Here is a 25,362-nt window from a genome sequence, read left to right on the forward strand (position 1 = left end):
CGAATCCCCCCGCTTCAACGGCCGCTTTGCCGGTGCCATCGCAAACAGCGCAAACCTTCAGTGACGGTTTAAAAACTTCGTAGCAACTTTTGTGTCAAAGCGTCTTTGACGTTTTGGAGTAGCTGTCATGTGGACACAAGAGAATCGTAGCAAGCATCAACAGGTACGGACACCGCTCAAACGTGGTTATCCTACGGATGTGAAAGATGAAGAGTGGCACCTGATCGCACCGCTGCTGCCGAAGCAAGCGAAGACGGGAAGACCGCGCAAAACGGATTTGCGCGCAGTGATCAATGCGCTGCGATACATGGTGCGGTCCGGATGCGAGTGGCGCATGCTGCCCAATGATTTTCCGCCCTATCAGACGGTTTATTACTGGTTCCGGCGACTGATGCGGCGCATGCTGTTTCGCACCATTCATGACTTGGCGCTGATGCTTGATCGCTTGTCCAATGAGCGGGAGGTGCTGCCGAGTGCCGGCATTGTCGATAGCCAGAGCGTGAAAGCGCCAGGGGCACGAACGAGAGGCTATGACGCCAACAAGAAAGTCAGTGGGCGCAAACGCCATATTGCGGTCGACACGGATGGTCGCTTGCTGGCGATGAACCTGACACCAGCCGATATCGCCGACTCCACTGGTGCTCAGATGGTACTCGACGGCTTGGTCAAACGCTGGCCGTGGGTGAAGCATCTGTTTGGGGATGCGGCATACGACCGCAGACAACTGATGGACAAGGCAGAGTTTCTCGACTTTACGGTGGAGGTCGTGCGGCGCCTGCAGCGGCAGCAAGGTTTCGCTGTTCAGCCAAGGCGCTGGGTGGTCGAGCGAACGTTTGCATGGCTGATGCGTTACCGACGCTTGGTGCGCGACTATGAACAGCGCATTGACGTGTCGGAAAACATGATTTACTTGGCCATGGGATCGCTGCTACTGCATCGACTAAATTTCCGCTAAGTTATTAAACCGTCTCTCAGGCCTTTGAAGCCCATTTTGGCAACGAAACTTGTTCCGCAACATTCTTTGCAGCAACCATCCAGCCAATGCGCTAACGACGCGTATGCGACTCGCCGGTACAACGCTTGAGCCGCCTGCTGGTCCCATGCCGTATTCGACTTGATCCAGCCACGCGAGCGGCCCTTTTCCGTCACGGCCGCCGTCCAGATACGCAACAGCTGTGCAAGATTGGCCGAGTTTCCCTCGAAGAGTTTATTGATCGCGCCGTCCGCATACTTGACGCGGCACAGCAGCGAGCCGAGATCTCCCGCCAGCGCCGCTGCCGCGATCGCATCAAGGTCGTGATGAAACGCATCATCCCGAAGATTTGAAGATTGCAACGATGCTACAAATTTTTCTGCGAAGCCCATGAATTCCCTTTCATTCCGTACGTCAACGTTAACACCCTTTTTTGACCTGTGCCAGCCCTGCCACTCTTCGGCGCCGCTCAGACGCGCAGCACGCCGGTCCGGTTGAATTCGCGCACGGCCGCCAGGCCAGCACGCGCAATTGCGACGTTCGGCACGCCGCGCAGGAAGACCATCGTTTTGCCAACGCCCTCGCGCAGCACGCGCATTTCATCGCCATTAACACCGAAGGTGCCGGTTCGCTTGGCGCGCGCCTGGATTTCAGCAATCGCCTCGACCATGGCCTGAGCCACTGGCAGGATGTCGTGGCCTGCTGGCGCAATGCGGCGCGCCATATCGGCATTGCTCAGCAGGTCGTAGACGTGCTGCTCCTGAAAGTGGCCCTTGCCCATGGCCTCGCTGGCCTGGAAGCCTGGCATTTCGAAGGCAATGTCTCGGCGCGCGCCAGGCGGCAGCACGGCCGGCTTCGGGATGTACCGTTTGCGCGGCTTCTTGTTGGCGGCCATCAGAATTCCTCCACTTTCCAACCGCCGCCCGCCTTCTTCGGCAGCGCCTGCACGGCGACAAAGCGCAGCGGGTACATGTCGGCCGCGATCTTGATCTTCGCGCGCGCATCGTCTTGCCAGAAACCCTTCACTTCGTGCGCCTCCAGCGCGCCGCCCGCCAGCAACACGGCAAAGTCTGGCGTGTAAAACGTGTTGTCCGCCAGGCGGAATTTCAGACCTTCGAACTTGTACCACTCCACCTCGCCGGCGGCCTTGCGCTGCTCCAGCGTCAGCGCATATGCCTGTTCGGTCTTGTTCATGGCGCCGACCTTGAGGCGGCCCAGCGCCTGCAAGCCACGGGCCATCATTGCGGACGCTCCAGGCGATGCGTGGCCGCCATCACGATCACTGCGCGCGCCGCAGCATCCCTGTCCGGATAGCACCGGTAGACAACGTCCTGGCCGTCGATCTCAGCGTCCGTGCGAATAAAGCGCACTTGCACCTCGTACTCGCCGGTGAAGCGCTTCGCGGCCTCGCGGATGAACTCCTGGCGCACGCCCAGAGGCAGCACGATCAGGCGCAGGCCTGGCCGGTGAATGCCGATCTGGCGCATCACCTCCAGGTTGGCGCTGGTCTTGTGCAGCCCGAACGAGGCGAAGATGGCGCGCTGGCCGCCGGCCAGGGCCCAGCGCACGATGTCGCGGGCGTGCGGCTTGAGGCCAGGGTGGATGTCGGCCAGCGGCACGTCGAAGCCTTTGCGCTGGGCCAGCTTGATCTTGGCGCGCAGGAATTCGCTGTACGCCGCTTCTTTCAGGTGTTTTTGCTCTTGCGGGCTAAAGGCGCTCATGGGTGTTCCAATGTAGGTTGAATGGCGGCAGGCGCTGCATCGAGCAAGCCCATCGACCGTAAAATTTCGTGGGTGTGGGACACGGCCGCGCGAAAGGCAGCCTCCAGGCCGGCCAGCGACAGATCTGCCGGGCGCGGGCGCCTGCCGTCGAGCACGTCGTGGCAGGCGCTGCAGCCGAACGCCGCGGCCGTGTCTGGCGCCTTCAGGCCCATGCCCTTCCCGTCTGCCAGGTAGTTCGAATGGCAGAGCACGGTAGTGTCAGGGTCGAAGTTGCAGACGGTCAGGCGCAGCGTGCAGTCCTGGCCGCGTGCAGCGCGCCGGATTGGCGTCGAGACAGGGCCTTTGGACTTCAGGCCCGCCTTGCGCTTCGGTGCCGTGCGCTGGTGCGACTGCACGGAGAGCATGCCGGTGCTGGGCATGGGCGAGGTGCGCTTGAATGGCGTGCGTACTAAGGGTTTCCCGGGCTTCATGGGTGAGCGCTTCATTTCCCACCGCCAATACTTGACGTGTTACGATTCTGCCAACCAGACTTGGATTCGTTATGAAATTTAGAAGTAAAGTAAGACTTAGCTTGATCGCCTTTGCAATTTTTGTAATTGCTGGTAGTTGCCTCATATACGTATTCAGGACGGCCAAAGACTTGGCCGCATGGGTGCAGGCGATCGGCTCTATCGCAGCTATACTCGCCGCTATCGCAGTTGCTTGGTATCAGGCTGAAGTAACCCGCGAGCGCGACCGACAAGACCGGGAAGCTGATCTGTGCGGCTTGTTGCTCAGCATCCGAGATGAGCTGTTTTTGAACCTCACGATGGCGCACGAAATAGTTGGGAGAGAACTGGAAGAAACAGCGGCTGGAACTATTTATTTCGGAATATTTCCAGTGCCCGAGGATCCCTTTGTTATTTTCAACTCGCTCTCGCATAAGTTGCCAATGATCACAAATGAGCGGCTGCGATTGCAGATTATTAAGACTTATGCGATAGCAAAAGGCGTTGCTCAAACTTTTCGTTTTAACAATACGCTTCTTTCCAGCTATGAAATTGCAAGAAAAATTGCGCGAAAAAGCGAGGAAGCAGTTGATGTCGTTGAGGCGGAGTTGATCGAAGTGCAACTGTGTGATTACGGAGACAGTTTGCGGGCGCACTACAAGAAGCTGAGGGCCGAGGCTGATACTCTCAACATTCTTTTTCGTGAAATGGGTATGTGACATTTTCACAACTCACTTTCAGAAAACAGCCGTGGCTGCACGGCGCCATTTGCATAGACCGTATCCATGATGGTCGTGGCGATTGGCTCATCGCCGTCCCAGCCTTGGGGCCAAGTCTCCAGTGCGATCAGCTCGCGGATGCGCGCCTCCTCTTCGGCGTTGATCAGGTCGATCTCGGGCCGGCCGGTAGCCCGCGCCACAGCGTTGACCGTAGCCTGAATGGTCAGGATGCGATCCAGGCCCATCAGTCGCGCCTCGAACGTCAACGGGCCCATACGCTGCGGATTGGCCGCCACCGCTCCGGACTTGAGGATTTCTCGCCCGGCCTTGCGCAGCCGGTGCTGTGGCTCGCGCAGTTCACGCCACAATGATTTGATGCCCTTGAGTGGGGCCAGGTAGGCCCATTGCGGGTTCAGCAGGATCGTATCGAGCGCTTTATCCTCAGCCGCCAGCGGGCAACCGATGCAGCCGGTACGCGCGTTCACATCTTCGGCCTCGTCGCCGCCGTAGGCGTCGGCAATGATCGCAGTGCTCCAGTCGCCGAATTCCGCCTGTGGTGCCCAGTGACGCAGCCATTCCCATACATGGCAGACGCGCCAGTGCAGCAGCGGCGCCAGCGTGGACAGACGGCCGCGCAAGCCTTTCGCTTCGGGCAGCACCTTTTGATACCAGCCCTGCCCGCACTCGGCGCCGTCTTTGCTGCAGCTCATTTCGATGCGGCGATCGCGGATCGCACTTTCACCCTGGCGCACGCCGGTGATCATCAGGATCTGGCCATCGAGCTGGTCCAGGCGGTCACGTAGCGCCTGCTCCATCGGGTCGATCTTGATCTGGCGGGTGCACCAGCGCAGCGTGTTGTTGTTCGGCGGCGGCACGCCACGGCCCAGGATGTAGACCATGAACCGCTTGTCCATCGGCGCTGTGACGACCTCGACGCGTATGCCGCGCTCTTCCAGCTCGTCCATGATCTGGCGCGCCGCGATAGCCAGCGGCGGCAGCCGTTAACAACAAGCGCGAAGTTTTTCTGACAGTCGAGCAGGTCAAAAAAATTGCTTCGTTTTGTACACCGATTGCCCAAGCGGCAATATGGGCAGCACTTCTGACTGGGGCTCGGCGTGGCGAACTGTTCCAGATGGAAAGCTCGCATATTGGCCGCGACACTATAACGTTCCCTGCAAGCAATACGAAGACGCTACGCATGCGCGTCATACCAATCATCCCGGCGCTTCGGCCTTGGCTTAAATACTTTCCGCTGGAAATGACATTGTACGGAGTGCAATCTGCCTGGCGCCGCGCCCGCGTGAAGGCGGGCATGCCGCATGTGAATTTTCACGACCTTCGGCATTCATGCGCCAGCATCATGTTGGGACTGGGAGTTGACCTTTACACGATCAGCAAGATCCTGGGTCACGCGAATATACAGACGACTCAGCGCTATGCGCACCTGCAGGTGGATGCACAGCGCGAAGCGCTGAACAAGCTATCGCAATTGGTCGTCGCAAAATAAATTACACTGAAAAATTACACTCAACAAAAAAGCCGACCTTTTTAAAGATCGGCTTTACGTGTAAGTGATTGATTTCACTTGATATTCTTGGTGGGAAGTGCAAGTTTCGAACTTGCGACCCCTGCAGTGTGAATGCAGTGCTCTACCCCTGAGCTAACCTCCCGAAGCGAGGCGAATTATCGCATAGGTGTTGCGGCATCTGCAAGGGCTGGCAAGAGGAAATTTACCATACCATCGCTTTTTCTCAGGCGGCCGCTGGAGGTGCCGTGACGGCGGTCCAGATGCACTGGCCTTTGGCTGCCTTGTCGAGGCCGGCGATGGTGGCTTCGTGGGCGGCGAGTTCGTCGGCCGTGGCGCTCTGGAAGATGACTTCGGCCAGTGGCACAATTTCCAGGGCGGCGCCGTCGGCGGCCACTTCCACTTCTTCTTCCATGCTCAGGCTGTTTTGCCCACGCGTCATGGCCAGGTAGACGTCGGCCAGCAACTCGGAGTCGAGCAGCGCGCCGTGCAGCTTGCGGTGGGCGTTCGAGACGCCATAGCGGTCGCACAGGGCATCGAGCGAGTTGCGCTTGCCCGGGTGCATTTCTTTTGCCTGCACCAGGGTGTCGATCACGCCAACCACTTGCTCGTGCACGGGCGGCAGGTTCAGGCGCTTGAATTCCGCGTTCAGGAAGCCGATATCGAACGGGGCGTTGTGGATGATGAGTTCGGCGCCGGCGATGTAGGCACGGAACTCGTCGGCGATTTCCGCGAATTTTGGCTTGTCGCTAAGGAATTCCGTCGTCAATCCGTGGACGGCCAACGCGCCCTCTTCCGAATCGCGCTCGGGATTGATGTAATGGTGGAAATTATTCCCCGTCAACATGCGGTTGTTCAGCTCGACCGCCCCGATCTCCAGGATGCGGTCGCCCGTACGCGGGTTCAGGCCGGTGGTTTCAGTATCGAGAACAATTTGACGCATGGCGGATTCATTCGTAAAAGCAAAAAGCGAAGGGCACAGTATAGCAAACCTGTGCCCTGCGATTACAACTCCCGAGCTTGGATATGCTTACGCGCGGACCGTTTCCACGCCCAAGTTGGCCAGCTGATCGGCCCGCTCGTTGCCCGGATGGCCATTATGGCCGCGCACCCAGCGCCATTCCACTTCGTGCACGGCCTGGGCAATGTCGAGCGCCTGCCACAGGTCGACGTTTTTCACGGGTGCCTTGGCCGCCGTTTTCCAGCCGCGCGCCTTCCAGCCGTGGATCCATTCGCTGATACCCTTTTGCACGTACTGGCTATCGGTATACAGCACCACCTGGCAAGGACGTTTGAGCGCCGTCAAGGCTTCGATCACTGCCTTCAATTCCATCCGGTTATTCGTCGTATTCAGTTCCCCGCCATAAATTTCTTTCTTGGCGCCATCGGCCACCATCAGCGCACCCCAACCGCCTGTGCCGGGGTTGCCCTTGCATGCGCCATCGGCGTAAATCTCTACCTTGTCTTCAAACTTAGCCATCTTGCTGTTCCCGCCTTTTATTCGTGACCGGTGCGCCTGCGGGCGCCGTCGCCGGTTTTTTGGTCCACGCCGGACCGATCAAACGCATCCCTTTGACGCGCTTGATCGCCTGCACTATATACACTGCGCCCAGATATGGCCACCAGCGCGCACCGGCCCTGTCCATGAAAGCGTTGCGGCGCAGCCATTTTTCTGTCCTGCAGGCAGGTGCGTAGCAGCCGAAGTAGCTTTGGCTGACGCCCATGTTCAGCAATTTTAACCAGTCTTTCATGCGCGGCATAGAGATCAGCTCGCCTGCTTGCGGCAGGTAGTGGCGGCCCGTGATCCGCCCCACCCCCTGGCGCATGCCCCACAGGCTGGCCGGATTGAAGCCGCAGACGATCACGCGCCCCTCCGGGATCAGCACGCGCTCGACTTCGCGCAAGACCTGGTGCGGCTCGGCGGCAAATTCGAGTACATGCGGCAAGACCACCAGATCCAGGCTTTGCGAGTCGAACGGCAACTCGTCGAAGGCCGACACCAGGGTCGGGCGGCGCTCCTGCGGCGAGCGCGACGGCAGGCGCGCATCGAGCAGCCATTTGTTCGGCATGCGGTTGGCGGCCAGCGCATCGAGCTGGGGCAAGCCGATCTGCACGGCATTAAAACCGAAGATATCGACGGTCAGGCTGTCGAGGCATTGCTGCTCCCAGGCGCGCACGTACAGACCGGCCGGCGTCTGCAGCCAGCCGTCAAGCGCTATAATGGATTTTTCGGATGCCACACTGTCCATTCAGTTTTCTCTTTTGCTCATGACACAATCCCCTGAACACGCTTTATCGGTACTTGCCGTGCCCGCCTTTGCCGACAATTACCTGTGGCTGATCCATGACGGCCGCCACGCCGCCGTGGTCGACCCCGGCGATGCGACACCCATCCTCGATGCGCTGCAAGCCCATCAATTGACCTTGTGCGCCATTTTACTCACGCATCACCACGCCGACCACACGGGTGGCGTGCCTGAATTGTTGCAGCATTTCGCCGTCCCCGTCTTCGGCCCGCGCAATGAGGCTATCACAGCCATCACGGAACCGCTTGCCGAAGGCGATGTCGCCCATGTGCCCGAGCTGGGTTTGCAGATGAGCGTCATCGACGTGCCCGGCCATACCAAGGGACATATCGCCTACGTGCGCCAGCGCGACGAACGCAGCGGCGCACCGTGGCTGCTTTCCGGCGACACCCTGTTTGCGGGCGGCTGCGGCCGCCTGTTCGAAGGCACGCCGGGCCAGATGGCCGATTCCTTGGGCAAGCTGGCCGCCCTGCCCGACGATACCGAGGTATTTTGCGCGCATGAGTACACCTTGTCCAATTTGCGTTTTGCCAACGCTGTCGAACCGGGTAATGTGGCCTTGCAGGAACGCATCGCCATCGATACGGAAAAGCGCCAGCAGGGTTTGTCGACCGTGCCGTCGACCATCGCCCTTGAAAAGGCCACGAATCCCTTCCTGCGCTACCGCGAACCGGCGATCCTGACCAGCCTGAAGGTGGAAGGCAAGCTGACGGCAGATGCCTCACCCGTGGAAGCGTTCGCTGCGCTACGAATGTGGAAGAATAATTTTTAAGCGAACTCTTCCACAATAAAAAATCCCAGCAGATGCTTAAGGCATCGCCGGGATTTTTTATGCTGCTATTTGATCAGGATCAGATTTCTTCGTACAGTGGCAAGGTCAGGAATTCGGCGAACGATTCCGACGTCGACATTTCCTCGAAAATCTGGCCGGCGCGCACATAGGTCGGGCCGTTGCCGCCTGGCGCATCGCGCTGCACCTTGGCCAGCTCTTCCGGAATCATGGCGCGCACCATCTCGGCCGTCACCTTGCGGCCATCTTCCAGCACGCCCTTGCTGGAACGAATCCACTGCCACACTTGCGAGCGGCTGATCTCGGCCGTGGCCGCGTCTTCCATCAGGTTGTGAATAGGCACGCAACCATTGCCGGCCAACCAGCTGCCCAGGTAATGGATGCCCACGTTGATGTTGTAGCGCAAGCCCGCTTCCGTGATCGGCGCTTCCGGCTGAAAGTTCAGCAGATCCGACGCTTTCACGTCGATGTCGGGACGCTGTTTCTCGATCTGGTTCGGCTTGTCACCGAGCACTTTGGTGAATTCGCCCATGGCCAGTTCCACCAGGCCCGGATGGGCAACCCAGCCGCCGTCGTAGCCGTCGGTGGCATCGCGCGCCTTGTCGTTGCGCACGCCGCCCATGGCGATGTCGTTCTTTTCCGGATCGTTCTTGATCGGGATCAAGGCTGCCATGCCGCCTATCGCTGGTGCGCCGCGCTTGTGGCAAGTTTTCAGCAGCAGCAAGGCGTAGGCCCGCATGAAGGGCGCCGTCATCGTGACTTTCGCGCGGTCGGCCAGGCAGAAATCCTTGTCCAGCTTGAATTTCTTGATGCACGAGAAGATGTAATCCCAGCGGCCCGCATTCAGGCCCGAGCTGTGTTCTTTCAGCTCGTACAGGATTTCATCCATCTCGAAGGCCGCCAAGATGGTTTCGATCAGCACGGTCGCCTTGATCGTGCCTTGTGGCAAGCCCAATTCGTTTTGCGTCATGACGAAGATGTCGTTCCACAGCCGCGCTTCCAGGTGCGATTCCATCTTCGGCAGGTAGAAATACGGACCGGCGCCGCGCGCCAGTTGTTCCTTGGCGTTATGGAACATGAACAGGGCGAAATCGAAAATGCCGCCGGAAATGCGCTTGCCATCGACCAGCACGTGCTTTTCATCAAGGTGCCAGCCTCGCGGGCGCACGACAAGGGTCGCGATCTTGTCGTTCAGCTTGTAGGATTTGCCATTTTGCTCCAGCGAAATCGTCTTGCGCACGGCGTCGAACATATTGATCTGGCCCGTCAGCTGGTTATCCCAGTTCGGCGTGTTCGAATCTTCGAAGTCCGTCATGTAGCTGTCCGCGCCGGAATTGAAGGCGTTGATGACCATCTTGCGCTCGACGGGACCCGTGATTTCCACGCGGCGGCATTCCAGCGCCTTCGGGATCGGCGCGATCTTCCAGTCGCCATCGCGGATGTGCGCGGTTTCTGGCAGGAAATCAGGACGCTCGCCCGCGTCGAGGCGCTTGGCCCGTTCCACGCGCACGGCCAGCAATTCCTGGCGGCGCGGCTCGAAAGCGCGCGTCAGCTTGGCAATCAGATCCAATGCGGCCGGCGTCAAAATCTGTTCATAGCCGGGCTGGATGTCAGCCGTGATTTGCATGCCTTCTGGAAGTGCGATCGTGTTCTGCGTCATGAAGTTCTCCGGTTTTTAGTCAATATAAGAAAAGGTAATCTGGTGATCCAAGTATAAGCCGAACGACTGCGCGGACAAGCTGGACAGAGGCGCAAAAACACTCTGCCGGGCGGCGCGTTTGTTCTATAGTATTGCACTATAAGGCATGGAAACGAGATTAAAAATCACTTCATCTATGCGTTTTTATCACAAGTGATGGCATCGCGGGAGCACGGCATGGGACAGTTCAGACAAATATCGACCTTCGTGGAAGTGGTGGCCAAGGGCAGCCTGTCGGCCGCCGCGCGCGCCGAGGGCATCGCTCCGGCCATGATAGGCCGGCGCCTCGATGCCCTGGAGCAGCGCCTCGGCGTCAAATTGCTGCAGCGCACGACGCGCAAGCTGGCCTTGACGAATGAAGGCGCCGCCTTCCTGGAAGATTGCCAGCGCATCCTCGGTGAACTGGAAGAAGCGGAAGCGGCCGTGGCCGAGCGCAGCGTCAAGGCCAGCGGCCATCTGCTCATTTCCGCGCCGGCCGGCTTCGGCCGCCAGCACGTGGCGCCTTTGATCCCCTCTTTTGTCGCCGAGCACCGCGACGTGACGGTGTCGCTGAACCTGAACGACCGCCTCGTCGACCTGATCGGCGAAGGCATCGACGTGGCCATCCGCATCGCCAGCCTATCCGATTCTTCGCTCGTGAGCACCAAACTGGCCGACAACCAGCGCGTGCTCGTCGGTTCGCCCGCCTATCTGAAACGGGCGGGCACGCCCCGTATTCCGGCCGACCTGGCGAAACACAATTGCCTGGCGATCAGCAGCGAAGGCAGCCAACGGGGCTGGACCTTCCGCGAAAACGGCAAAAATGTGATTTTAAAGGTGGCGGGCAATATGGTCTGCAACGATGGCGAAGTGCTGCACGACTGGGCGCTGGCCGGCAAGGGCCTGGCGTGGCGCTCAATGTGGGAAGTGGGCGCCGAGATCGCCTCGGGCCAACTGGTGACGGTACTGGACCAGTTCGCCGCCCCGGGCAATGACATTTATGCCGTGTTCGCCCAGCGCCGCCACTTGCCGCTTCGCATACGGGCGTTTGTGGATTTTTTGAGGCACAGTTATTCGCAACCCGACTACTGGCGCGAACGGGCAATCTAGTCACTGCAAGCTATATGGAAGAACGCAGCTGAGCGTAGGTTGGCGTAGGTCGGCTTAGCGCAGCGTAAGCCGACACCAGCCCATACATCTTCCCAACGCCACCCTTGTCGGCTTACGCGCAAGCGCTAAGCCGACCTACGTGGCTACCTGACGACGCAAAGCATGGCAAAAGAGCCACTCAATTCATCCAAAACCCGTACTTCACGGAAATTTAGACGAAAAAAAATCCTCGGAGACCGAGGATTTCTTTATTTCGTTTGATCCAGCGTATTAGATTGGCTGAATGTTCGAAGCTTGCTTGCCTTTAGGGCCAGCGGTCACTTCAAAAGAAACGCGTTGGTTCTCTTGCAGGGACTTGAAGCCGTTCGACTGGATAGCCGAGAAGTGAGCGAACAGATCTTCGCCGCCTTCGTCAGGGGTAATAAAGCCGAAACCCTTCGAATCATTGAACCATTTTACGATGCCAGTTGCCATTACAATTTCCTATTTCAGTTAAGTTGGGCTTGCGCCCGTTATATCGTTTGAAGCAAGAAAGAAATGACAGACAAACTGCACTACTACCTCGAATCCAACGATGCCCAATTATACCAACAAAACTGAGAAAAACCATTCTTTCGCAAAATAAACTTGCGAACACTACTTTAATAGCCAAATCCCCGTCTTGCGGCGCCCTGTACCAGCGGCATGGAGACACTATATCCTAATCTGCGACGCGAGTGCTTTGCGTTGTATCAAATGAATCATTGCAACCACATTACTATGGCGCGGTCACTTACGCGGTGAAATGGGTGGCGGCCGCGTCGCGTCGCGCCCAGTCCAGTAGCGCCACCACCTGCGCCCGCACGGCAGACCATTCCGCCACCGCTTGCGCAGGGGTGTTGAGCATGGCGCGCACCAGCTGTTCGATGCGCCGGCATTCCTGCCCCAGCGCGGCAAAGCCAAAGGTAGCGGCCGAGCCGGCCACCGCGTGCAGGGCGCGGTGCAGTTCCGTCAACGGCTCCAGACGGGGGCCTTCGCTGTCGCAGCGGCCGCTTGCTTGCGCAATCGTTTGCAACAGGGCCGGCACGCCGGCCGCATATTTTTCGTTCAGGGCGCGCAAACGCGCGCGGAAATCCGGGTCGATCAAGGTTGCCATCGCAATACTCGCCTGACGTGGATTACTTGGTGCCGAAGATACGGTCGCCGGCGTCGCCCAGGCCTGGCACGATGTAGGCGTGGTCATCGAGGTGCGAATCGAGCGAGGCGCAGAACATCTTGACGTTCGGATGCGCATTCTGGAACACGGTCACGCCTTCCGGTGCGGCAACCAGGGCCAGGAAGATGATCTGTTCATCCGTCACGCCCCGTTTTTTCAGCACATCGACGGCATACACGGCCGAATTGCCGGTCGCTACCATCGGGTCGCACAAGATAAAGGTGCGCTCGTTCAGGTCGGGCAGGCGCACCAGGTATTCCACGGGCATATGCGTGGCCGGATCGCGGTACACGCCGATGTGGCCCACGCGTGCCGATGGCACCAGGTTCAGCAAGCCATCGCTCATGCCGATGCCGGCGCGCAGGATGGGCACGATGGCCAGCTTCTTGCCAGCAATGACAGGCGCATCGATGGTGACCAGCGGGGTCTTGATTTCGCGCGTCGTCAGCGGCAGGTCGCGCGTAATTTCATAGCCCATCAGCAAAGTGATTTCCTTGAGCAACTCGCGGAAGGTGCGCGTCGACGTGTCGTGCTCGCGCATGTGGCTCAGTTTGTGCTGGATCAAAGGGTGATCGGTAATGAACAAATTCGGGAAGCGTGGATCTTGTTTCATCTTGTTTTTCTTTCTCTGTAGCTGGCGCGGCGGCAAGCCTGGGCCGCAAGCGCGCTGTGTATCGATAAAATGATGGATTGCAGCATTATCCCAGCCCCCAGCCCGCCTGTGGCCGGAATTTTCGAAATAATCGGATTTATTGAAATCAATACTCGCGCAGCGCGCGCGCCAGGATGGCCTTGCAATCGGTGCCGGCCGGCAAGCGGCCATACGCGCCGCCCGGCGCTTGCACCAGCCGCGACTGCAGGAATGCCTGCGCCACAAACGGCGGCGCATGGCGCAGCAGCAAGGCCGCCTGCACGGCCAGCACGATGCGTTCGGATAATTGCCGGGCGCCGAATTCATCCGTTTGCGGCCCGTCCAGATCGGCCAGCAGCCGCGCGCGGTAGCCCGAGAAAATGGCATCGTCATCGCCGGCCAGCGCCAGCTCGGACGCCAGCGCATCGCGCGCGGCCGGCGACTTGCCGAAGGCGCGCAAGACGTCGAGGCACATGACGTTGCCCGAACCTTCCCAGATCGAGTTGACGGGCAGCTCTCTATATAGACGCGCCAGCGGCGCGTCTTCCACATAGCCGGTGCCGCCCAGCACTTCCATCGCTTCGAAGCCGAAGCCGGGCCCCCGCTTGCAGATCCAGTACTTGCCGGCCGGCGTCAGCACGCGCGCCAGCATCGCTTGCTGCGCATCGTCCTTTTCATCGAAACAGCGGGCCAGGCGCAGCGCAAAGGCCGTGGCGGCTTCCGATTCAAGCGCCAGGTCGGCCAGCACGTTTTGCATCAGCGGCTGTTCGGCCAGCGGCTTGCCGAACACGGCCCGCTGGCGCGCATGATGCAGCGCCTGCGTCAGGGCGGCGCGCATGATGCCGGTGCTGCCCAGCACGCAATCGAGGCGCGTGTGGCTGGCCATTTCCAGGATGGTGGGTATGCCCCGCCCCGGCTGGCCCACCAGCCAGCCGTAGGCATTGGTGAACTCCACTTCCGACGAGGCATTCGAGCGATTGCCCAGCTTATCTTTCAGGCGCTGCACGCGGATAGCGTTGCGGCTGCCGTCGGGCAGGTAGCGGGGCAGGAAAAAGCACGACAATCCGCCCTCGTCCGCCTGCGCCAGGATCAGATGGGCATCGCACTGGGGTGCCGAGAAAAACCATTTGTGGCCGACGATGCGCCAGGCGCCGGCAGCCTCGCCGCCGAACAGGGTACGCGCCTCGGCCGGGGGCACCTGCGTCGCGCGCGTGGTATTGCTGCGCACGTCCGAGCCGCCCTGCTTTTCCGTCATGCCCATGCCGACCAGGGCGCCGCGTTTCTGTTCCACGGGCAGCGAGCGGGGATCGTATTCGCGCGAGAGGATTTTCGGCAGCCAGCGCGCAGCGATGTGCGGCAGGTCCAGCGCCTGGCGCAGGGCCGGCACCGAGGCATACGTCATCGTCACGGGACACTGCGCGCCGTTTTCCACCTGCCCCACTAATAGATAGGCAGCCGCGCGCGCCACCTGTGCGCCGGGGCCGGGCGCGGCCCAGGGCGAAGCGTGCGCGCCGGCGCCCACGAGGATGGCCATCAGCTCATGCCAGGCCGGATGGAACAGCACTTCGTCGATGCGCCGGCCGGCCCGGTCGAACTGCTGCAACTCGGGCGTGTGGATATTGGCCAGGCGCGCCAGCGCATAGGTTTCGGCGCGGCCCAGCTTTTCGCCCAGCGCGTCGAGCTCCTGCAAGGCCGCGCCGCCGCCCTCGCGCAGCAGCGCTTCGATCAGCGCCGGGTCGCAGGCGAACAGATTGACGTTTTCAAAGGGCGTGGCCTGATTAAAAACTTCATGCGTGTCAAAGGCATTCATGGGAGTCTCCCGCGATTTGTTATCATGGCGCCCTTGCCGTCGCTGGCGCACCGTCAACACCGTCTGCCAGCCAGACTAGCGCAAAGCGCATGGCGGGGCAAGCGCGCCAGTGGAAGCAGGCGCAGATAAATGTTTCCATGTGGAATGAAAATGCCCGCATGCCCCGCGCGACATGATTTTTTTCATGGAAGGCAGGAATATTTACAAAACCTGAAGCAATGTTGCTCTATTTCATGTAATCGGGTGCTTTTCAATGATACATTTCGTGTGGATCGCGTTCCGATAGCCGCCCTTTCGGCCCCTATGGCACGCGGCACGCACGACGCAGTCTTTCCGTTGGCGCCCTGCCCTGCAGCGAGCGCCGGCACTGATAACAAAAAGGTAAAAGCCAGCACGATGTTTTCCAGTACCCCATCCGCCGCCCACCGCGAGGCTCGCCACGAGTTGGACAACCTCATGGAAGAGGCAGGCGACGTCGTGTTCCGGCTCGATACGGACGGCCTGATCCTGTTCGCCAGCAAGCGCGCGGCCACCCTGTTTGCCGCGCCCTCGGGCATGTCCGGCCACTTGCTGCTGCCGCTGGCCGCCGAAGCGTCGCGCGCGGCGCTGCAAGCGGCGCTGGAAGACGCCCTGGAAGAACCGGGCCGCCTGGAAGTGCGCCTGCAAACGCCGGACCAGGAAATCTGGTTCGAACTGCGCCTGTCTTCTTATATGAACGCGGCCGGCATGGCCGAACTGCTGGTGGTCGGGCGCGACACGTCGGCCCAGCACAATACGGAAGAACGGCTGCGCCACATGGCCACGCACGATGCGCTCACGGGCTTGCCGAACCGCTTGCTGCTGTCGGACCGCATCCGCATGGTGATCGCCCAGGCCGCCCGTTCGGGCCAGGGCTTTTCCGTCGCCACCATCGGCCTCGATGGCTTTAAAAAGGTCAACGATGGCCTGGGCCACCCGGTCGGCGACGCCGTGCTGCGTCTGGCCGCGGCGCGCCTGCGCAAGACCCTGCGCGACAGCGACACCCTGGCGCGCGTGGGCGGCGATGAATTCGTCGCCGTGCTGCCCGGCAGCGCCACGGATGCGCAGATCAAGCTGGTGACGGGCCGCCTGCTGGCCACCCTGCAGGCGCCGTTCGAAGTGGATGGCCACACGATCTACGTGGGAGCGTCCGTGGGCGTGGCTATCTATCCGCTGCACGCGGAAGATGAAGTGCGCCTGGTGGCGCTGGCCGATGCGGCCATGTCGCGCGCCAAGGAAACGGGCAAGGCCCGCTGCCTGGTCTACAGCCCGCGCCTGAATGGCCCGTCGGAACACGATATTTCGCTGGAAGCGGCCATGTTCCAGGCCGTGCGCGAAGGCGAGTTTTTACTCTTTTACCAGCCCATCGTCGACGCGCACACGCGGCAAATCCAGGGTTTCGAAACCCTGATGCGCTGGAAGCACCCGACCCTGGGCCTGGTGCCGCCCGTGCGCTTCATCCCGATTGCCGAAGCCAATGGCCTGATCAACCTGCTGGGCGCCTGGGCGCTGAAAGCGGCCTGCGTGCAGCTCAAACAGTTCCAGGAAGTGGCCAAGCGGCCGCTGTACATCTCCGTCAACATCAGCCCGCGCCAGTTCCGCAACGACAAATTCCTCGACGTGCTCGATGACGCCATCGCGTTTTCCGGGCTGTCCGGCGAACACCTGGTGCTGGAAATTACGGAAGGCACCCTGATGATCGACCCCGTGCATGCGGAAACCATCCTCGTCAAGATGACGGAGCGCCGCGCGCGCATCGCCATCGACGATTTCGGCACCGGCTACTCCTCGCTCGCGTATCTGAAGCGCTTCCCCATTTCCGTGCTGAAGATCGACCGCACCTTCATCAAGGACTTGCCCGAATCGAGCAAGGATGCGGCCATCTGCAACACCATTCTCGACCTGGCCAAGCATTTGAACCTGTCCGTGGTGGCCGAGGGCGTGGAAACCGAAGAGCAGATGCATTTCATCGAGTCGCGCGGTTGCCAGTATGTGCAAGGCTACCTGACGGGCAAACCGATGCCGGCCCATGCGGCGCTAGCGGCCTTGAGCGACAAAACCTATGCGGCGCTGGTGCCTGCGCCGTCTGCCAATGAACCGCGCGGAGGGGTGCAATGAATCCAGGTCATTTCACGGTGCCGACACAGCTCGGCAAAAACACCCTGGACCTGCTGTGGGCGCGCACGCGCCAGCAGGGCGACATGCCCGGCTTCGCGAAAGCCATCAGCGCCATCCTGGGCGCCATGCGCGGCGAGGACGACCACGAATTCGACATCACGCAAACGGTGCTGTCCGACCCTGTCCTCACGCACAAGGTACTCAGGCTGGCCAACAGCGGCATGTATTCGGCCTTCGGCCAGCGCGTCAACACGGTGTCGAAAGCCGTGCTGGTGCTGGGCATCGACGCCATCGGACACCTGGCGCTGGGCCTGAAACTGATCGAGGAACTGTCGCAGGCCTCGCCCGATTCCGTCAGCGCCCACGTGGAAATGGAAAAGGCCGTGCTGGCCGGGATGGTGGCGCAGCAGGTGGCCACCAGCGCCGGCAGCCTGCAGGCGGAGCAAGCCGTCGTCTGCTCGATGCTGCACACCCTGGGCCGCATGATGGTGACGTTCTACATGACGGACTTCTGGGCCCGCATGCAGGCGCACGCCGGTCCCGGCAACGAGGCGGCCGCCGCGCGCGAAATCCTCGGCCTGTCGCTGCCGGAAGTGGGCTATGCCACGGCCGCCCACTGGGGCTTGCCGCAACACCTGATCAACGGCATGCGTCCGATGGACCCGTCGCCCGACAATTCTCCCGTCAGCGGCGCCGACTGGATGGCGGGCCTGTCGACGATGGCAGCGCGCTGCGCCGACTCGCTGTGGCATGACGATGCGGCCGGCGCGGCACAAGTGCATGCGCTGATCGACGATTACGCGGGCACTCTGGGCATCACGGCGACAGACCTGGTGGTGGCCGTGGACAAGGCCAAGGCGATGGCGGCGGCCGACCTGTCTATCGCGCCCCTGTCGAAACCGGCCGAACGGCGCGCGCGCCAGCTGGCGTCCACGCGCATGCGCGCCGAAGGCAACCGCGTGCTGATCGGCGGCCTGGCCGACCTGCGCGGCGCCATCGGCAGCGCCAGTCCGGGACAGATGGTCTCGATGGCGCTCGAAACGCTGCACCAGGGCTTTGATTTTTCGCGCTCAGTGGCGTTCGTGCGCAACCACAGGGATCATTTGTATTCGGCGCGCATCAGCATGGGCGAAGGCATGGCCGACCTGCAGGACCTGATGGTGTTTGGCGACGCGTATGAGCCGAACGTCTTCCACGCGGCCCTCAATAGCGACCGCGTGATTTTCATCGACAATGCGCGCGACCCGAAATTTGCCGCCAAGCTGCCGCAATGGTGGAAATCAACGTTGTCGGAAGCGCGCAGCTTCGTCGTGCTGCCCCTGTCGGCCAACGGCCACCCCACGGGATTTTTATATGGCGACTGGGACGACAGCTTCCCGCCGATTCAATTGAATCAGACGGAATTCAACCTGATCAACGATATCCGGGCGTTGCTGGTGCAGTCGGTGGAGATGCGGCACCAGCTGGAGCTGGTGGCGAATAAGGTGGCGTGACCGGACGCCAACAATGTTGTCGGATTACGCGCTTTGCGCTAATCCGACCTACATTTTGCCGCTACGCATGGCATAGGTCGTAGGTCGGATTAGGGCCGCAGGCCCGTAATCCGACACCACAACATTCCTTACTTCAACTTCGGCGTACTCACCGACACATCGCCGCATTGCGCGCGGTGCATCAGGGCGTGGTCGATCAGCACCAACGCCAGCATGGCTTCGGCGATCGGCGTGGCGCGGATGCCCACGCACGGGTCGTGGCGGCCAAACGTTTCCACCATCACGGGATTGCCTTCTTTATCGATCGAGCGGCGCGGCGTGCGGATCGACGAGGTCGGCTTGATGGCGATCGAGACACTGATATCCTGCCCCGTCGAGATGCCACCGAGTACGCCGCCCGCGTTATTGCCGATAAAGCCTTCCGGCGTCAGTTCGTCGCCATGCTCGGAACCTTTTTGCGCCACCGAATCGAAACCGGCGCCGATTTCCACGCCCTTGACGGCATTGATACCCATCATGGCGTAGGCGATGTCCGCGTCGAGCTTGTCGTAGATGGGCTGGCCCAGGCCGACAGGCACGTTTTGCGCGATGACGTCGATGCGCGCGCCGATGGAATCGCCGTCGCGGCGCAACTGGTCCATGGCATCTTCCATGCGCGCGATCAGGTCCGCGTCGCCGCTGGCGGCAAAGAACGGGTTCGCATGCACGTGTTCCCATGACTGAAACGGCACGGGAATGTCGCCCAGCTGGCTCATGCAGCCCTTGAACGTGGTGCCGTACTGCTGCAGCAGCCATTTCTTGGCGATCGCCGCCGCCCCCACCACGGGCGCCGTCAGGCGCGCCGAGGAGCGCCCGCCGCCGCGCGGATCGCGCACGCCGTATTTATGCCAGTAGGTATAGTCGGCATGGCCGGGGCGGAAGCTTTCCGCGATATTGCCGTAATCCTTGCTGCGCTGGTCTTCATTGCGGATCAGCAGCGCGATGGGCGTACCCGTCGTCACGCCCTGGTACACGCCGGAGAGGATTTCCACCGTATCGGATTCCTGGCGCTGCGTCACATGGCGCGACGTGCCCGGCTTGCGGCGGTCCAGCTCAGGCTGGATATCGGCTTCCGACAGGATCAATCCAGGAGGACAGCCATCGATCACGCAGCCGATGGCCGGACCATGCGATTCGCCGAAAGTGGTAACAGTAAACAGCTTGCCAAAAGAATTGCCGGACATAGTAGGAAGTGTGAGGACTGGAAAACTCAATTCTACCAGCCTGCGGGGAATGCCATGCCGCTAATGCCCCACCACGGCCCGATATTCGCCCACCCATCTCGCCATTTTAAAATCCCGTGTATTTTTTCATATAAAAAATACCAGAGATGAGTTGCAATCATACAATACAAGAAATATTGCTCCACAGAATAGATTTAAAAAAACATTTTGCTTATTAAATAGCTATATACTTGGATCAAAGCGCGCCACACAATACTGATGTCAAACCGATTTGGACTGCGCCGAGAGCACGTCACAAATGCCCAGGGCTAGGCGTCGTTGCCGAAGACAGTACGCAAGTACAGTACGGTAAAGGCAACGCAACAACGCCATGGGCTTTTGCGACGCGCTCGTAAAAAATATCGAGTCATCCTGGAGAAGCTATACATGCCCGCACCGATCATCCCCCTTGACGCCAACAAGGACGATCACGACGACCTGGTATTCCTCGATGAGCAACCAGCGCCGCCGCTGGCCGTCGCACCGCGCAGCGTCTGGCGGGTGATGATCATCGACGACGATGAAGACGTCCACTCCACCACCACTTTCGCCCTGGGCAACCTGGAAATGCAGCACCGCCCGCTGGAATTCGTGCATGCATATTCAGCCGGCCAGGCGCGCGAACTGCTCAAGCATGAAGACGACATCGCCGTCATCCTGCTCGACGTGGTGATGGAACAGGATGACGCGGGCCTGCACCTGGTGCGCTACATCCGCGAAACCCTGAAAATGACGGACGTACGCATCATCCTGCGCACGGGCCAGCCCGGCTATGCGCCGGAAATCGACGCCATCCGCGATTTCGACATCAACGACTACAAGACCAAGTCCGAACTGACGCGCATCAAGCTGTTTACCACGGTGACGGCCGCCATCCGCTCGTATGAGCAGATCCGTTCGATCAGCAGCAGCCGGCGCGGCCTGGACCGTATCGTCCACGCCAGCACGCAGCTGATGGCGCTGCACGGCGTGCAGAATTTCTCGGCCGGCGTGCTGGCGCAGATCGCCGACCTGCTGGGCATCCGCGCCGACGGCGTGCTGTGCGTGCAGGATTTGCAGGACAATGGCGCACGGGAACTGCTCGTCTCGGCCTGCACGGGCAGCTTTTCCAGCTTGCCGCACAGCGCCCTGTGCGGCTTGCAAAACCCCCGCGTGATGGCCGCCATCGAGCACACCCTGGCGCAGCGGCGCAATGTGTACGCGCACGACTACGCCACCCTGTATTTCGCGGGCAAGGCCAGCCGCGACGCGGCCGCCTACCTCGTGCTGCCGCGCCCCCTGTCGGCCATCGATGAAAGCCTGCTGGAAGTCTTCTGCAGCAACGTCGCCGTGGGCCTGGACAACGTCGAGCTGGTGTCGCACCTGCACAATGCCGCCTTCTACGATCAATTGTCGAAGCTGCCCAACCGCACGCGCCTGGTGGAAATCCTCGACGCCACCCTCGCCGGCCCCGCGCGCGACGACGCCACCCTGTCGCTGGTGGACCTCGACCATTTTGCCGAGACCAACGACGCGCTGGGCCACCAGTTCGGCGACATGCTGCTCGTGGCCGTGGCGGGACGCCTGCAAACCCAGCTGGGCCCCCAGCTGACGGTGGCGCGCCTGGGCGGCGACATCTTTTGCGTGCTGGGCGACTCCTCGCAAGTCAATCCTAACAACATCCTGGCCCTGTTCCAGGCGCCGTTCTGCATCGATGGGCAGGACGTGCAATTGTCCGCCACCCTGGGCCTGGTGCGGCTGGGCGAACATGCGGGCACGGGCGCCGATGCGCTGAAGGATGCCGATATCGCCCTGAAGCGGGCGAAAAGCCAGCAGCGCGCCGGGCATTTCTATTTCTCGCGCAGCATGGGCATCGAAATCCGCGAACGAGTCCGCATGATGCACGCGCTGCGCACGGCTTTCAGCCAGGGCCAGCTGTTCGTCGTGTATCAGCCGCAGATCGACCTGACCACGCGCCGCCCCGTGGGCGCCGAAGCGCTGCTGCGCTGGCAGACGCCGGATGGCAAGTTCATCTCGCCCGACCGCTTCATCCCGATTGCCGAATACTCGGGCATCATCATCGACTTGGGCGAATGGGTGCTGCGCACGGCGTGCCGCGAACTGGTGCTGCTGCGCGAGCAGGGCCACCGCAACTTCGTCATGTCCGTCAACGTGTCGCAAGTGCAGTTCCGCCACCCGCTGTTTTTGGACATGCTGCGCGCGGCGCTGGAAGAGACGCAGGCGCCGCCCGAGTTCATCGAACTGGAAATCACGGAATCGATGGCCATGGAAGAGCCGGACCTGCTGATCAAGATGCTGTGGCAGATCAAGCAGACGGGTGTCAGCATCGCCATCGACGACTTCGGCACGGGTTTTTCCTCGCTATCCTATTTGCAGCGCCTGCAGGTCGACCGCCTGAAAATCGACCGCGCCTTCGTCACCGAGATCACGGGATCGGCGCGCGGCAGCAGCATCGCCGAAATGGTCATCCAGCTGGGCCGCAACCTGGGCCTGGCCGTGATCGCGGAAGGCGTGGAAGACGAGCGGCAGGCGCAAATTTTGCAGGCGCTGGGCTGCCCCATGGCGCAAGGGTTCCTGTTCGCCCGCCCGATGACGGCCACGGCGCTGGGCACCTGGCTGAACAACGAGGCGCTGCAAGGGGCCGCATAGCCGCCACCTTGGATCGTCAATGCAAAACGCCGGCGTTTGCCGGCGTTGTTTTTACTCGATGAGCGTCGCTTAATCGGTGGTTTCGGCCGGCCAGTCGCGGATATACGCTTTCAGCATCTGGTTCTCGAAGCTTTGCGCTTCGAGCACGGCGCGCGCCACGTCGTAGAAGGAGATGACGCCCAGCAAGGTCTTGGCATTCATGACGGGCAGGTAGCGCGCATGTTTTTCCAGCATGATGCGGCGCACTTCGTTCACTTCCGTATCCGGCGTCACGGTGATCGGGTGGTCATCCATGTGCTTGCGCACGGTGCCGCCGCCGATCTGGCCCGCGTTTTCATGCAGCGCATTGAGCACCTCGCGGAAGGTCAGCATGCCGACCAGGTCGCCAAATTCCATGACCACCAGCGAACCGATGTCTTTTTCAGCCATGGTATTGGCCGCGTCAAGCAGGGGCTGGTCAGGCGTGACCGTGTAGAGGATATTGCCCTTGACTTGGAGAATTTCAGATACTTTCATATTGGCCGTCCTGTCCGCGTGATTGGTATTTTAGTTATTCTAGCCCTTACTGCGACTGTAGCCTATGCCTGCGGAAAAATCCAGCCTTGCGCGCAATCAAATCGAGGGGGATTGCGCAGCACTTTGCATCACGCGCGGCGGCGGAACCAACCAGCTATGGAGAGACGCTCGCGCGCCGTCGGCAGCACTTCGTGCAGCATCTCGCCCGACATGAACATGGCCATGCGCCCCGCTTGCGGCAAGATGTCCACCACGGGCCCACCCTGCGGGTGCAGGCGCAGCGCGCCGCCGTGCCCGGGCAGCCAGTCGTCGTTCAGGTACAGCACGACGGACACGGTGCGCTTGTCGTCATCGCGGAAGCGGTCCAGATGGGCCCGGTAAAAAGCGCCCGGCGCGTATAGCGCGAAATGGCTTTCGTACTCTTCCAGCCCCAGGAACAGCTCGCGGTTGAGCATGCAGCGCAGCGCTTCCATGTGCGCCAGATAACGGTCGCACGCCGCTGAACGGCCCGTTTCCAGCCATTCGATATGGTCGCCGCGGATGTCCGGCTGCAGCAGCGGTGCATGGCCGCTGCCCACGCCGGCGCCCTTCATCTTGCCGCTGAGCATGGATTGCACGCATTCGGCGGCCAGCTGGCGGCTCAGTTCAGGGGAGATGAAATGCTCTTGCATGAGCCAGCCTGCGTGGCACAGGCCGTCGACGATAGAAGGTCCGGGTACGGCGAGGTCGCCGTCGAACGATATTGCGGGCATAAAATCTTTCCTGGTGGACATGCGATGAGAGTTCGCCTGAAGCCCAGGATTTCGCTGGCACGTAGCAGCCTTCCCTGCGGCGCGGCGCACGCGCACAGGTCAAACAGCCCGAATATCGCTGATCCGGTATCCTACCACCGCCACACCGTGCCGGTCACTTTTTTTACACTGCAGGTTACACGCCAGCTGAGCCTGACCGTCCGCCAGCACGGCGCCATGCGCCCTGCACGGGAGCCCTTTTGCTCAGAGGTAAATCAGGTTACGATCTTGCCACTATAAAACTTGGCGGAGACACCATGAGCGGCCCGAAATACCCCGGTTTCGATACCTTATCCCTGCATGCGGGCGCGGCGCCCGACCCGGCCACGGGCGCGCGCGCCACGCCCATCCACTTCACGTCTTCGTTTGCCTTCAAGAGCTCGGAACATGCGGCTTCGCTGTTCAATATGGAGCGGGCCGGCCACGTGTACTCGCGCATCTCGAATCCCACCAACGCCGTGCTGGAAGAACGCATCGCCGCGCTCGAAGGGGGCGTGGCCGGCATCGCCACGGCCAGCGGCCAGGCCGCCATGCACCTGGGCTTGTCCACCATCGCCGGCGCCGGTTCGCACATCGTTGCCTCGCGCGCCCTGTACGGCGGCTCGCACAACCTGCTGGCCTACACCTTGAAACGCTTCGGCATCGACACGACGTTTGTCGACCCGCGCGACGTGGACGCCTGGCGCGCCGCCATCCGCCCGAATACAAAAGTGCTGTTCGCGGAAACCCTGGGCAATCCCGGCCTCGACGTGCTGAACATCCCCCAGATTGCCGCGCTGGCGCACGAACACCAGCTGCCGCTGATGCTCGATTCGACGTTTACCACGCCGTATTTGCTGCGCCCCTTCGAGCATGGCGCCGACCTGGTGTTCCACTCGGCCACCAAATTTTTATGCGGGCATGGCACGGCCATCGGCGGCTTGCTCGTTGATGGCGGCACCTTCGACTGGCAAACGGCATACGACAAGACGGGGCGTTTCGCCGAACTGTGCGAGCCGTATAACGGCTTCCATGGCATGGTCTTCGCCGAGGAATCGACGGTAGCGCCATTCGCCCTGCGCGCGCGGCGCGAAGGCTTGCGCGATTTCGGCGCCGTCATGAGCCCGCACAACGCCTTCGCCATCCTGCAGGGCATCGAAACCCTGGGTTTACGCATGGACCGCCACGTGGCCAACACGCGCAAGGTGATCGATTTTCTGCTGGCCAATCAGGCCGTCGAATCCGTGTCCTACCCCGAACTGCCGTCGCATCCCGACTATGAACTGGCGAAAACCCTGCTGCCGAAAGGCGCGGGCGGCGTGTTCACCTTCCGCCTGCGCGGCGATCGCGCGGCCGGCCAGCGCTTTGTCGACAGCCTGAAGATCTTCTCGCACCTGGCCAATGTGGGCGACGCCAAGTCGCTCGTCATCCACCCCGCCTCCACCACGCATTTCCGCGTGCCCGACGATCAACTCGAGCAGGCGGGCATCACGCAGGGCACCATGCGCCTGTCCGTCGGTCTGGAAGACGCGGACGATTTGATCGAAGACCTGGCCCGTGCCCTGAAACTGTCGCAGAAAGGCGCCTGAG

Annotated in this window: 26 protein-coding genes and 1 tRNA gene; 9 read left to right on the forward strand and 18 right to left on the reverse strand. The window is 61.1% G+C overall.

Features of this window, described 5'->3' with window-relative positions; all coding sequences use genetic code 11:
* Positions 1 to 127: 127 nt before the first annotated feature.
* A complete protein-coding gene (locus P9875_RS17780; RefSeq protein WP_035823181.1) occupies positions 128 to 955 on the forward strand; it encodes an IS5 family transposase in 828 nt (275 codons plus the stop codon).
* Here the strand turns inward: P9875_RS17780 and P9875_RS17785 are convergent.
* The 5 genes from P9875_RS17785 to P9875_RS17805 form a co-directional block, all read right to left on the reverse strand.
* Positions 952 to 1,365: a hypothetical protein gene (locus P9875_RS17785; RefSeq protein WP_278316122.1), complete on the reverse strand. Its 414-nt coding sequence runs from the start codon at positions 1,363 to 1,365 to the stop codon at positions 952 to 954. The genes P9875_RS17780 and P9875_RS17785 overlap by 4 nt on opposite strands.
* Before the next feature lie 77 nt (positions 1,366 to 1,442).
* Positions 1,443 to 1,868 carry a hypothetical protein gene (locus P9875_RS17790; RefSeq protein ID WP_099403207.1) on the reverse strand — a complete coding sequence of 142 codons (426 nt, stop codon included), beginning with the start codon at positions 1,866 to 1,868 and terminating at the stop codon, positions 1,443 to 1,445.
* On the reverse strand, positions 1,868 to 2,215 hold the full coding sequence (locus tag P9875_RS17795; protein ID WP_278316124.1) for a DUF1064 domain-containing protein: 348 nt from the start codon (positions 2,213 to 2,215) through the stop codon (positions 1,868 to 1,870). Before P9875_RS17795 ends, P9875_RS17790 begins: the two co-directional genes overlap by 1 nt.
* Positions 2,212 to 2,694, reverse strand: coding sequence for a hypothetical protein (locus P9875_RS17800; protein ID WP_278316125.1), 483 nt, complete (start codon positions 2,692 to 2,694; stop codon positions 2,212 to 2,214). The genes P9875_RS17795 and P9875_RS17800 overlap by 4 nt, the downstream gene beginning before the upstream one ends.
* Positions 2,691 to 3,179, reverse strand: coding sequence for a nuclease domain-containing protein (locus P9875_RS17805; protein WP_278316126.1), 489 nt, complete (start codon positions 3,177 to 3,179; stop codon positions 2,691 to 2,693). Before P9875_RS17805 ends, P9875_RS17800 begins: the two co-directional genes overlap by 4 nt.
* 56 nt (positions 3,180 to 3,235) lie before the next feature.
* On the opposite strand from P9875_RS17805, the gene P9875_RS17810 reads away from it, so the two are divergent.
* Positions 3,236 to 3,901: a hypothetical protein gene (locus P9875_RS17810; protein ID WP_158300221.1), complete on the forward strand. Its 666-nt coding sequence runs from the start codon at positions 3,236 to 3,238 to the stop codon at positions 3,899 to 3,901.
* Between the two features lie 5 nt (positions 3,902 to 3,906).
* Here P9875_RS17810 and P9875_RS17815 read toward each other — a convergent pair whose 3' ends face one another.
* Positions 3,907 to 4,866 (reverse strand): phosphoadenosine phosphosulfate reductase family protein, encoded by a 960-nt coding sequence (locus P9875_RS17815; RefSeq protein ID WP_278316127.1) that lies wholly within the window; start codon positions 4,864 to 4,866, stop codon positions 3,907 to 3,909.
* Between the two features lie 233 nt (positions 4,867 to 5,099).
* Between P9875_RS17815 and P9875_RS28745 the strand changes: the two genes are divergently transcribed.
* Positions 5,100 to 5,408, forward strand: a complete 309-nt coding sequence (locus P9875_RS28745) for a tyrosine-type recombinase/integrase (RefSeq protein ID WP_278316128.1) — start codon at positions 5,100 to 5,102, stop codon at positions 5,406 to 5,408.
* A gap of 88 nt (positions 5,409 to 5,496) precedes the next feature.
* Here the strand turns inward: P9875_RS28745 and P9875_RS17825 are convergent.
* The 4 genes from P9875_RS17825 to P9875_RS17840 form a co-directional block, all read right to left on the reverse strand.
* Positions 5,497 to 5,571, reverse strand: a tRNA-Val gene (locus P9875_RS17825).
* 81 nt (positions 5,572 to 5,652) lie between these two features.
* Positions 5,653 to 6,369: a DNA polymerase III subunit epsilon gene (gene dnaQ / locus P9875_RS17830; protein ID WP_035819444.1), complete on the reverse strand. Its 717-nt coding sequence runs from the start codon at positions 6,367 to 6,369 to the stop codon at positions 5,653 to 5,655.
* A gap of 87 nt (positions 6,370 to 6,456) precedes the next feature.
* Positions 6,457 to 6,906: a ribonuclease HI gene (rnhA, locus tag P9875_RS17835; protein ID WP_058050929.1), complete on the reverse strand. Its 450-nt coding sequence runs from the start codon at positions 6,904 to 6,906 to the stop codon at positions 6,457 to 6,459.
* Entirely contained in the window at positions 6,899 to 7,675 is a 777-nt protein-coding gene (locus P9875_RS17840; protein WP_219313610.1) for a class I SAM-dependent methyltransferase, read from the reverse strand. Before P9875_RS17840 ends, rnhA begins: the two co-directional genes overlap by 8 nt.
* A 19-nt stretch (positions 7,676 to 7,694) precedes the next feature.
* Between P9875_RS17840 and gloB the strand changes: the two genes are divergently transcribed.
* Complete coding sequence (gene gloB / locus P9875_RS17845; RefSeq protein WP_278316129.1) at positions 7,695 to 8,504, forward strand: hydroxyacylglutathione hydrolase; 810 nt, start codon at positions 7,695 to 7,697, stop codon at positions 8,502 to 8,504.
* Positions 8,505 to 8,583: 79 nt separating this feature from the next.
* On the opposite strand, the gene aceB is transcribed toward gloB, so the two are convergent.
* On the reverse strand, positions 8,584 to 10,182 hold the full coding sequence (gene aceB, locus P9875_RS17850; protein WP_278316130.1) for a malate synthase A: 1,599 nt from the start codon (positions 10,180 to 10,182) through the stop codon (positions 8,584 to 8,586).
* 216 nt (positions 10,183 to 10,398) lie between these two features.
* On the opposite strand from aceB, the gene P9875_RS17855 reads away from it, so the two are divergent.
* Complete coding sequence (locus P9875_RS17855; protein ID WP_035819455.1) at positions 10,399 to 11,310, forward strand: LysR family transcriptional regulator; 912 nt, start codon at positions 10,399 to 10,401, stop codon at positions 11,308 to 11,310.
* Between the two features lie 270 nt (positions 11,311 to 11,580).
* On the opposite strand, the gene P9875_RS17860 is transcribed toward P9875_RS17855, so the two are convergent.
* The 4 genes from P9875_RS17860 to P9875_RS17875 form a co-directional block, all read right to left on the reverse strand.
* Complete coding sequence (locus tag P9875_RS17860; RefSeq protein ID WP_010398811.1) at positions 11,581 to 11,784, reverse strand: cold-shock protein; 204 nt, start codon at positions 11,782 to 11,784, stop codon at positions 11,581 to 11,583.
* A gap of 298 nt (positions 11,785 to 12,082) precedes the next feature.
* Positions 12,083 to 12,445 carry an Hpt domain-containing protein gene (locus P9875_RS17865; RefSeq protein ID WP_278316132.1) on the reverse strand — a complete coding sequence of 121 codons (363 nt, stop codon included), beginning with the start codon at positions 12,443 to 12,445 and terminating at the stop codon, positions 12,083 to 12,085.
* Positions 12,446 to 12,467: 22 nt separating this feature from the next.
* Complete coding sequence (upp, locus tag P9875_RS17870) at positions 12,468 to 13,118, reverse strand: uracil phosphoribosyltransferase (RefSeq protein WP_010398816.1); 651 nt, start codon at positions 13,116 to 13,118, stop codon at positions 12,468 to 12,470.
* Between the two features lie 145 nt (positions 13,119 to 13,263).
* Positions 13,264 to 14,946 (reverse strand): isovaleryl-CoA dehydrogenase, encoded by a 1,683-nt coding sequence (locus P9875_RS17875; RefSeq protein ID WP_278316134.1) that lies wholly within the window; start codon positions 14,944 to 14,946, stop codon positions 13,264 to 13,266.
* A gap of 456 nt (positions 14,947 to 15,402) precedes the next feature.
* Here P9875_RS17875 and P9875_RS17880 point away from each other — a divergent pair, with 456 nt between their 5' ends.
* Together P9875_RS17880 and P9875_RS17885 are read left to right on the forward strand one after the other, a co-directional pair.
* The gene (locus P9875_RS17880) at positions 15,403 to 17,082 is read left to right on the forward strand and encodes a putative bifunctional diguanylate cyclase/phosphodiesterase (RefSeq protein ID WP_402718492.1); all 1,680 of its coding nucleotides are present in this window, start codon (positions 15,403 to 15,405) and stop codon (positions 17,080 to 17,082) included.
* Positions 17,079 to 18,575 (forward strand): HDOD domain-containing protein, encoded by a 1,497-nt coding sequence (locus P9875_RS17885; protein WP_035819462.1) that lies wholly within the window; start codon positions 17,079 to 17,081, stop codon positions 18,573 to 18,575. The genes P9875_RS17880 and P9875_RS17885 overlap by 4 nt, the downstream gene beginning before the upstream one ends.
* A 128-nt stretch (positions 18,576 to 18,703) precedes the next feature.
* On the opposite strand, the gene aroC is transcribed toward P9875_RS17885, so the two are convergent.
* Positions 18,704 to 19,798: a chorismate synthase gene (aroC, locus tag P9875_RS17890; RefSeq protein WP_058050495.1), complete on the reverse strand. Its 1,095-nt coding sequence runs from the start codon at positions 19,796 to 19,798 to the stop codon at positions 18,704 to 18,706.
* 426 nt (positions 19,799 to 20,224) lie between these two features.
* On the opposite strand from aroC, the gene P9875_RS17895 reads away from it, so the two are divergent.
* The gene (locus tag P9875_RS17895) at positions 20,225 to 22,486 is read left to right on the forward strand and encodes a putative bifunctional diguanylate cyclase/phosphodiesterase (RefSeq protein WP_278316135.1); all 2,262 of its coding nucleotides are present in this window, start codon (positions 20,225 to 20,227) and stop codon (positions 22,484 to 22,486) included.
* A 69-nt stretch (positions 22,487 to 22,555) separates the two neighbouring features.
* Here P9875_RS17895 and P9875_RS17900 read toward each other — a convergent pair whose 3' ends face one another.
* Positions 22,556 to 23,002: a CBS domain-containing protein gene (locus P9875_RS17900; RefSeq protein ID WP_010398828.1), complete on the reverse strand. Its 447-nt coding sequence runs from the start codon at positions 23,000 to 23,002 to the stop codon at positions 22,556 to 22,558.
* 128 nt (positions 23,003 to 23,130) lie between these two features.
* The gene (locus P9875_RS17905) at positions 23,131 to 23,754 is read right to left on the reverse strand and encodes a 2OG-Fe(II) oxygenase (RefSeq protein WP_278316136.1); all 624 of its coding nucleotides are present in this window, start codon (positions 23,752 to 23,754) and stop codon (positions 23,131 to 23,133) included.
* A 296-nt stretch (positions 23,755 to 24,050) separates the two neighbouring features.
* Between P9875_RS17905 and P9875_RS17910 the strand changes: the two genes are divergently transcribed.
* Positions 24,051 to 25,361, forward strand: coding sequence for an O-acetylhomoserine aminocarboxypropyltransferase (locus tag P9875_RS17910; protein WP_278316137.1), 1,311 nt, complete (start codon positions 24,051 to 24,053; stop codon positions 25,359 to 25,361).
* Position 25,362 lies beyond the last annotated feature (1 nt).

The organism is Janthinobacterium rivuli, from assembly GCF_029690045.1.
Lineage (GTDB): Bacteria > Pseudomonadota > Gammaproteobacteria > Burkholderiales > Burkholderiaceae_D > Janthinobacterium > Janthinobacterium rivuli.

Excerpts from the sequence above, each read along its gene's own strand:
- P9875_RS17780 (WP_035823181.1), top strand. The coding sequence starts at position 128 with ATGTGGACACAAGAGAATCGTAGCAAGCATCAACAGGTACGGACACCG.
- P9875_RS17785 (WP_278316122.1), bottom strand. The coding sequence starts at position 1,365 with ATGGGCTTCGCAGAAAAATTTGTAGCATCGTTGCAATCTTCAAATCTT.
- P9875_RS17790 (WP_099403207.1), bottom strand. The coding sequence starts at position 1,868 with ATGGCCGCCAACAAGAAGCCGCGCAAACGGTACATCCCGAAGCCGGCC.
- P9875_RS17795 (WP_278316124.1), bottom strand. The coding sequence starts at position 2,215 with ATGATGGCCCGTGGCTTGCAGGCGCTGGGCCGCCTCAAGGTCGGCGCC.
- P9875_RS17800 (WP_278316125.1), bottom strand. The coding sequence starts at position 2,694 with ATGAGCGCCTTTAGCCCGCAAGAGCAAAAACACCTGAAAGAAGCGGCG.
- P9875_RS17805 (WP_278316126.1), bottom strand. The coding sequence starts at position 3,179 with ATGAAGCGCTCACCCATGAAGCCCGGGAAACCCTTAGTACGCACGCCA.
- P9875_RS17810 (WP_158300221.1), top strand. The coding sequence starts at position 3,236 with ATGAAATTTAGAAGTAAAGTAAGACTTAGCTTGATCGCCTTTGCAATT.
- P9875_RS17815 (WP_278316127.1), bottom strand. The coding sequence starts at position 4,866 with ATGGACGAGCTGGAAGAGCGCGGCATACGCGTCGAGGTCGTCACAGCG.
- P9875_RS28745 (WP_278316128.1), top strand. The coding sequence starts at position 5,100 with ATGCGCGTCATACCAATCATCCCGGCGCTTCGGCCTTGGCTTAAATAC.
- dnaQ (WP_035819444.1), bottom strand. The coding sequence starts at position 6,369 with ATGCGTCAAATTGTTCTCGATACTGAAACCACCGGCCTGAACCCGCGT.
- rnhA (WP_058050929.1), bottom strand. The coding sequence starts at position 6,906 with ATGGCTAAGTTTGAAGACAAGGTAGAGATTTACGCCGATGGCGCATGC.
- P9875_RS17840 (WP_219313610.1), bottom strand. The coding sequence starts at position 7,675 with ATGGACAGTGTGGCATCCGAAAAATCCATTATAGCGCTTGACGGCTGG.
- gloB (WP_278316129.1), top strand. The coding sequence starts at position 7,695 with ATGACACAATCCCCTGAACACGCTTTATCGGTACTTGCCGTGCCCGCC.
- aceB (WP_278316130.1), bottom strand. The coding sequence starts at position 10,182 with ATGACGCAGAACACGATCGCACTTCCAGAAGGCATGCAAATCACGGCT.
- P9875_RS17855 (WP_035819455.1), top strand. The coding sequence starts at position 10,399 with ATGGGACAGTTCAGACAAATATCGACCTTCGTGGAAGTGGTGGCCAAG.
- P9875_RS17860 (WP_010398811.1), bottom strand. The coding sequence starts at position 11,784 with ATGGCAACTGGCATCGTAAAATGGTTCAATGATTCGAAGGGTTTCGGC.
- P9875_RS17865 (WP_278316132.1), bottom strand. The coding sequence starts at position 12,445 with ATGGCAACCTTGATCGACCCGGATTTCCGCGCGCGTTTGCGCGCCCTG.
- upp (WP_010398816.1), bottom strand. The coding sequence starts at position 13,118 with ATGAAACAAGATCCACGCTTCCCGAATTTGTTCATTACCGATCACCCT.
- P9875_RS17875 (WP_278316134.1), bottom strand. The coding sequence starts at position 14,946 with ATGAATGCCTTTGACACGCATGAAGTTTTTAATCAGGCCACGCCCTTT.
- P9875_RS17880 (WP_402718492.1), top strand. The coding sequence starts at position 15,403 with ATGGAAGAGGCAGGCGACGTCGTGTTCCGGCTCGATACGGACGGCCTG.
- P9875_RS17885 (WP_035819462.1), top strand. The coding sequence starts at position 17,079 with ATGAATCCAGGTCATTTCACGGTGCCGACACAGCTCGGCAAAAACACC.
- aroC (WP_058050495.1), bottom strand. The coding sequence starts at position 19,798 with ATGTCCGGCAATTCTTTTGGCAAGCTGTTTACTGTTACCACTTTCGGC.
- P9875_RS17895 (WP_278316135.1), top strand. The coding sequence starts at position 20,225 with ATGCCCGCACCGATCATCCCCCTTGACGCCAACAAGGACGATCACGAC.
- P9875_RS17900 (WP_010398828.1), bottom strand. The coding sequence starts at position 23,002 with ATGAAAGTATCTGAAATTCTCCAAGTCAAGGGCAATATCCTCTACACG.
- P9875_RS17905 (WP_278316136.1), bottom strand. The coding sequence starts at position 23,754 with ATGCCCGCAATATCGTTCGACGGCGACCTCGCCGTACCCGGACCTTCT.
- P9875_RS17910 (WP_278316137.1), top strand. The coding sequence starts at position 24,051 with ATGAGCGGCCCGAAATACCCCGGTTTCGATACCTTATCCCTGCATGCG.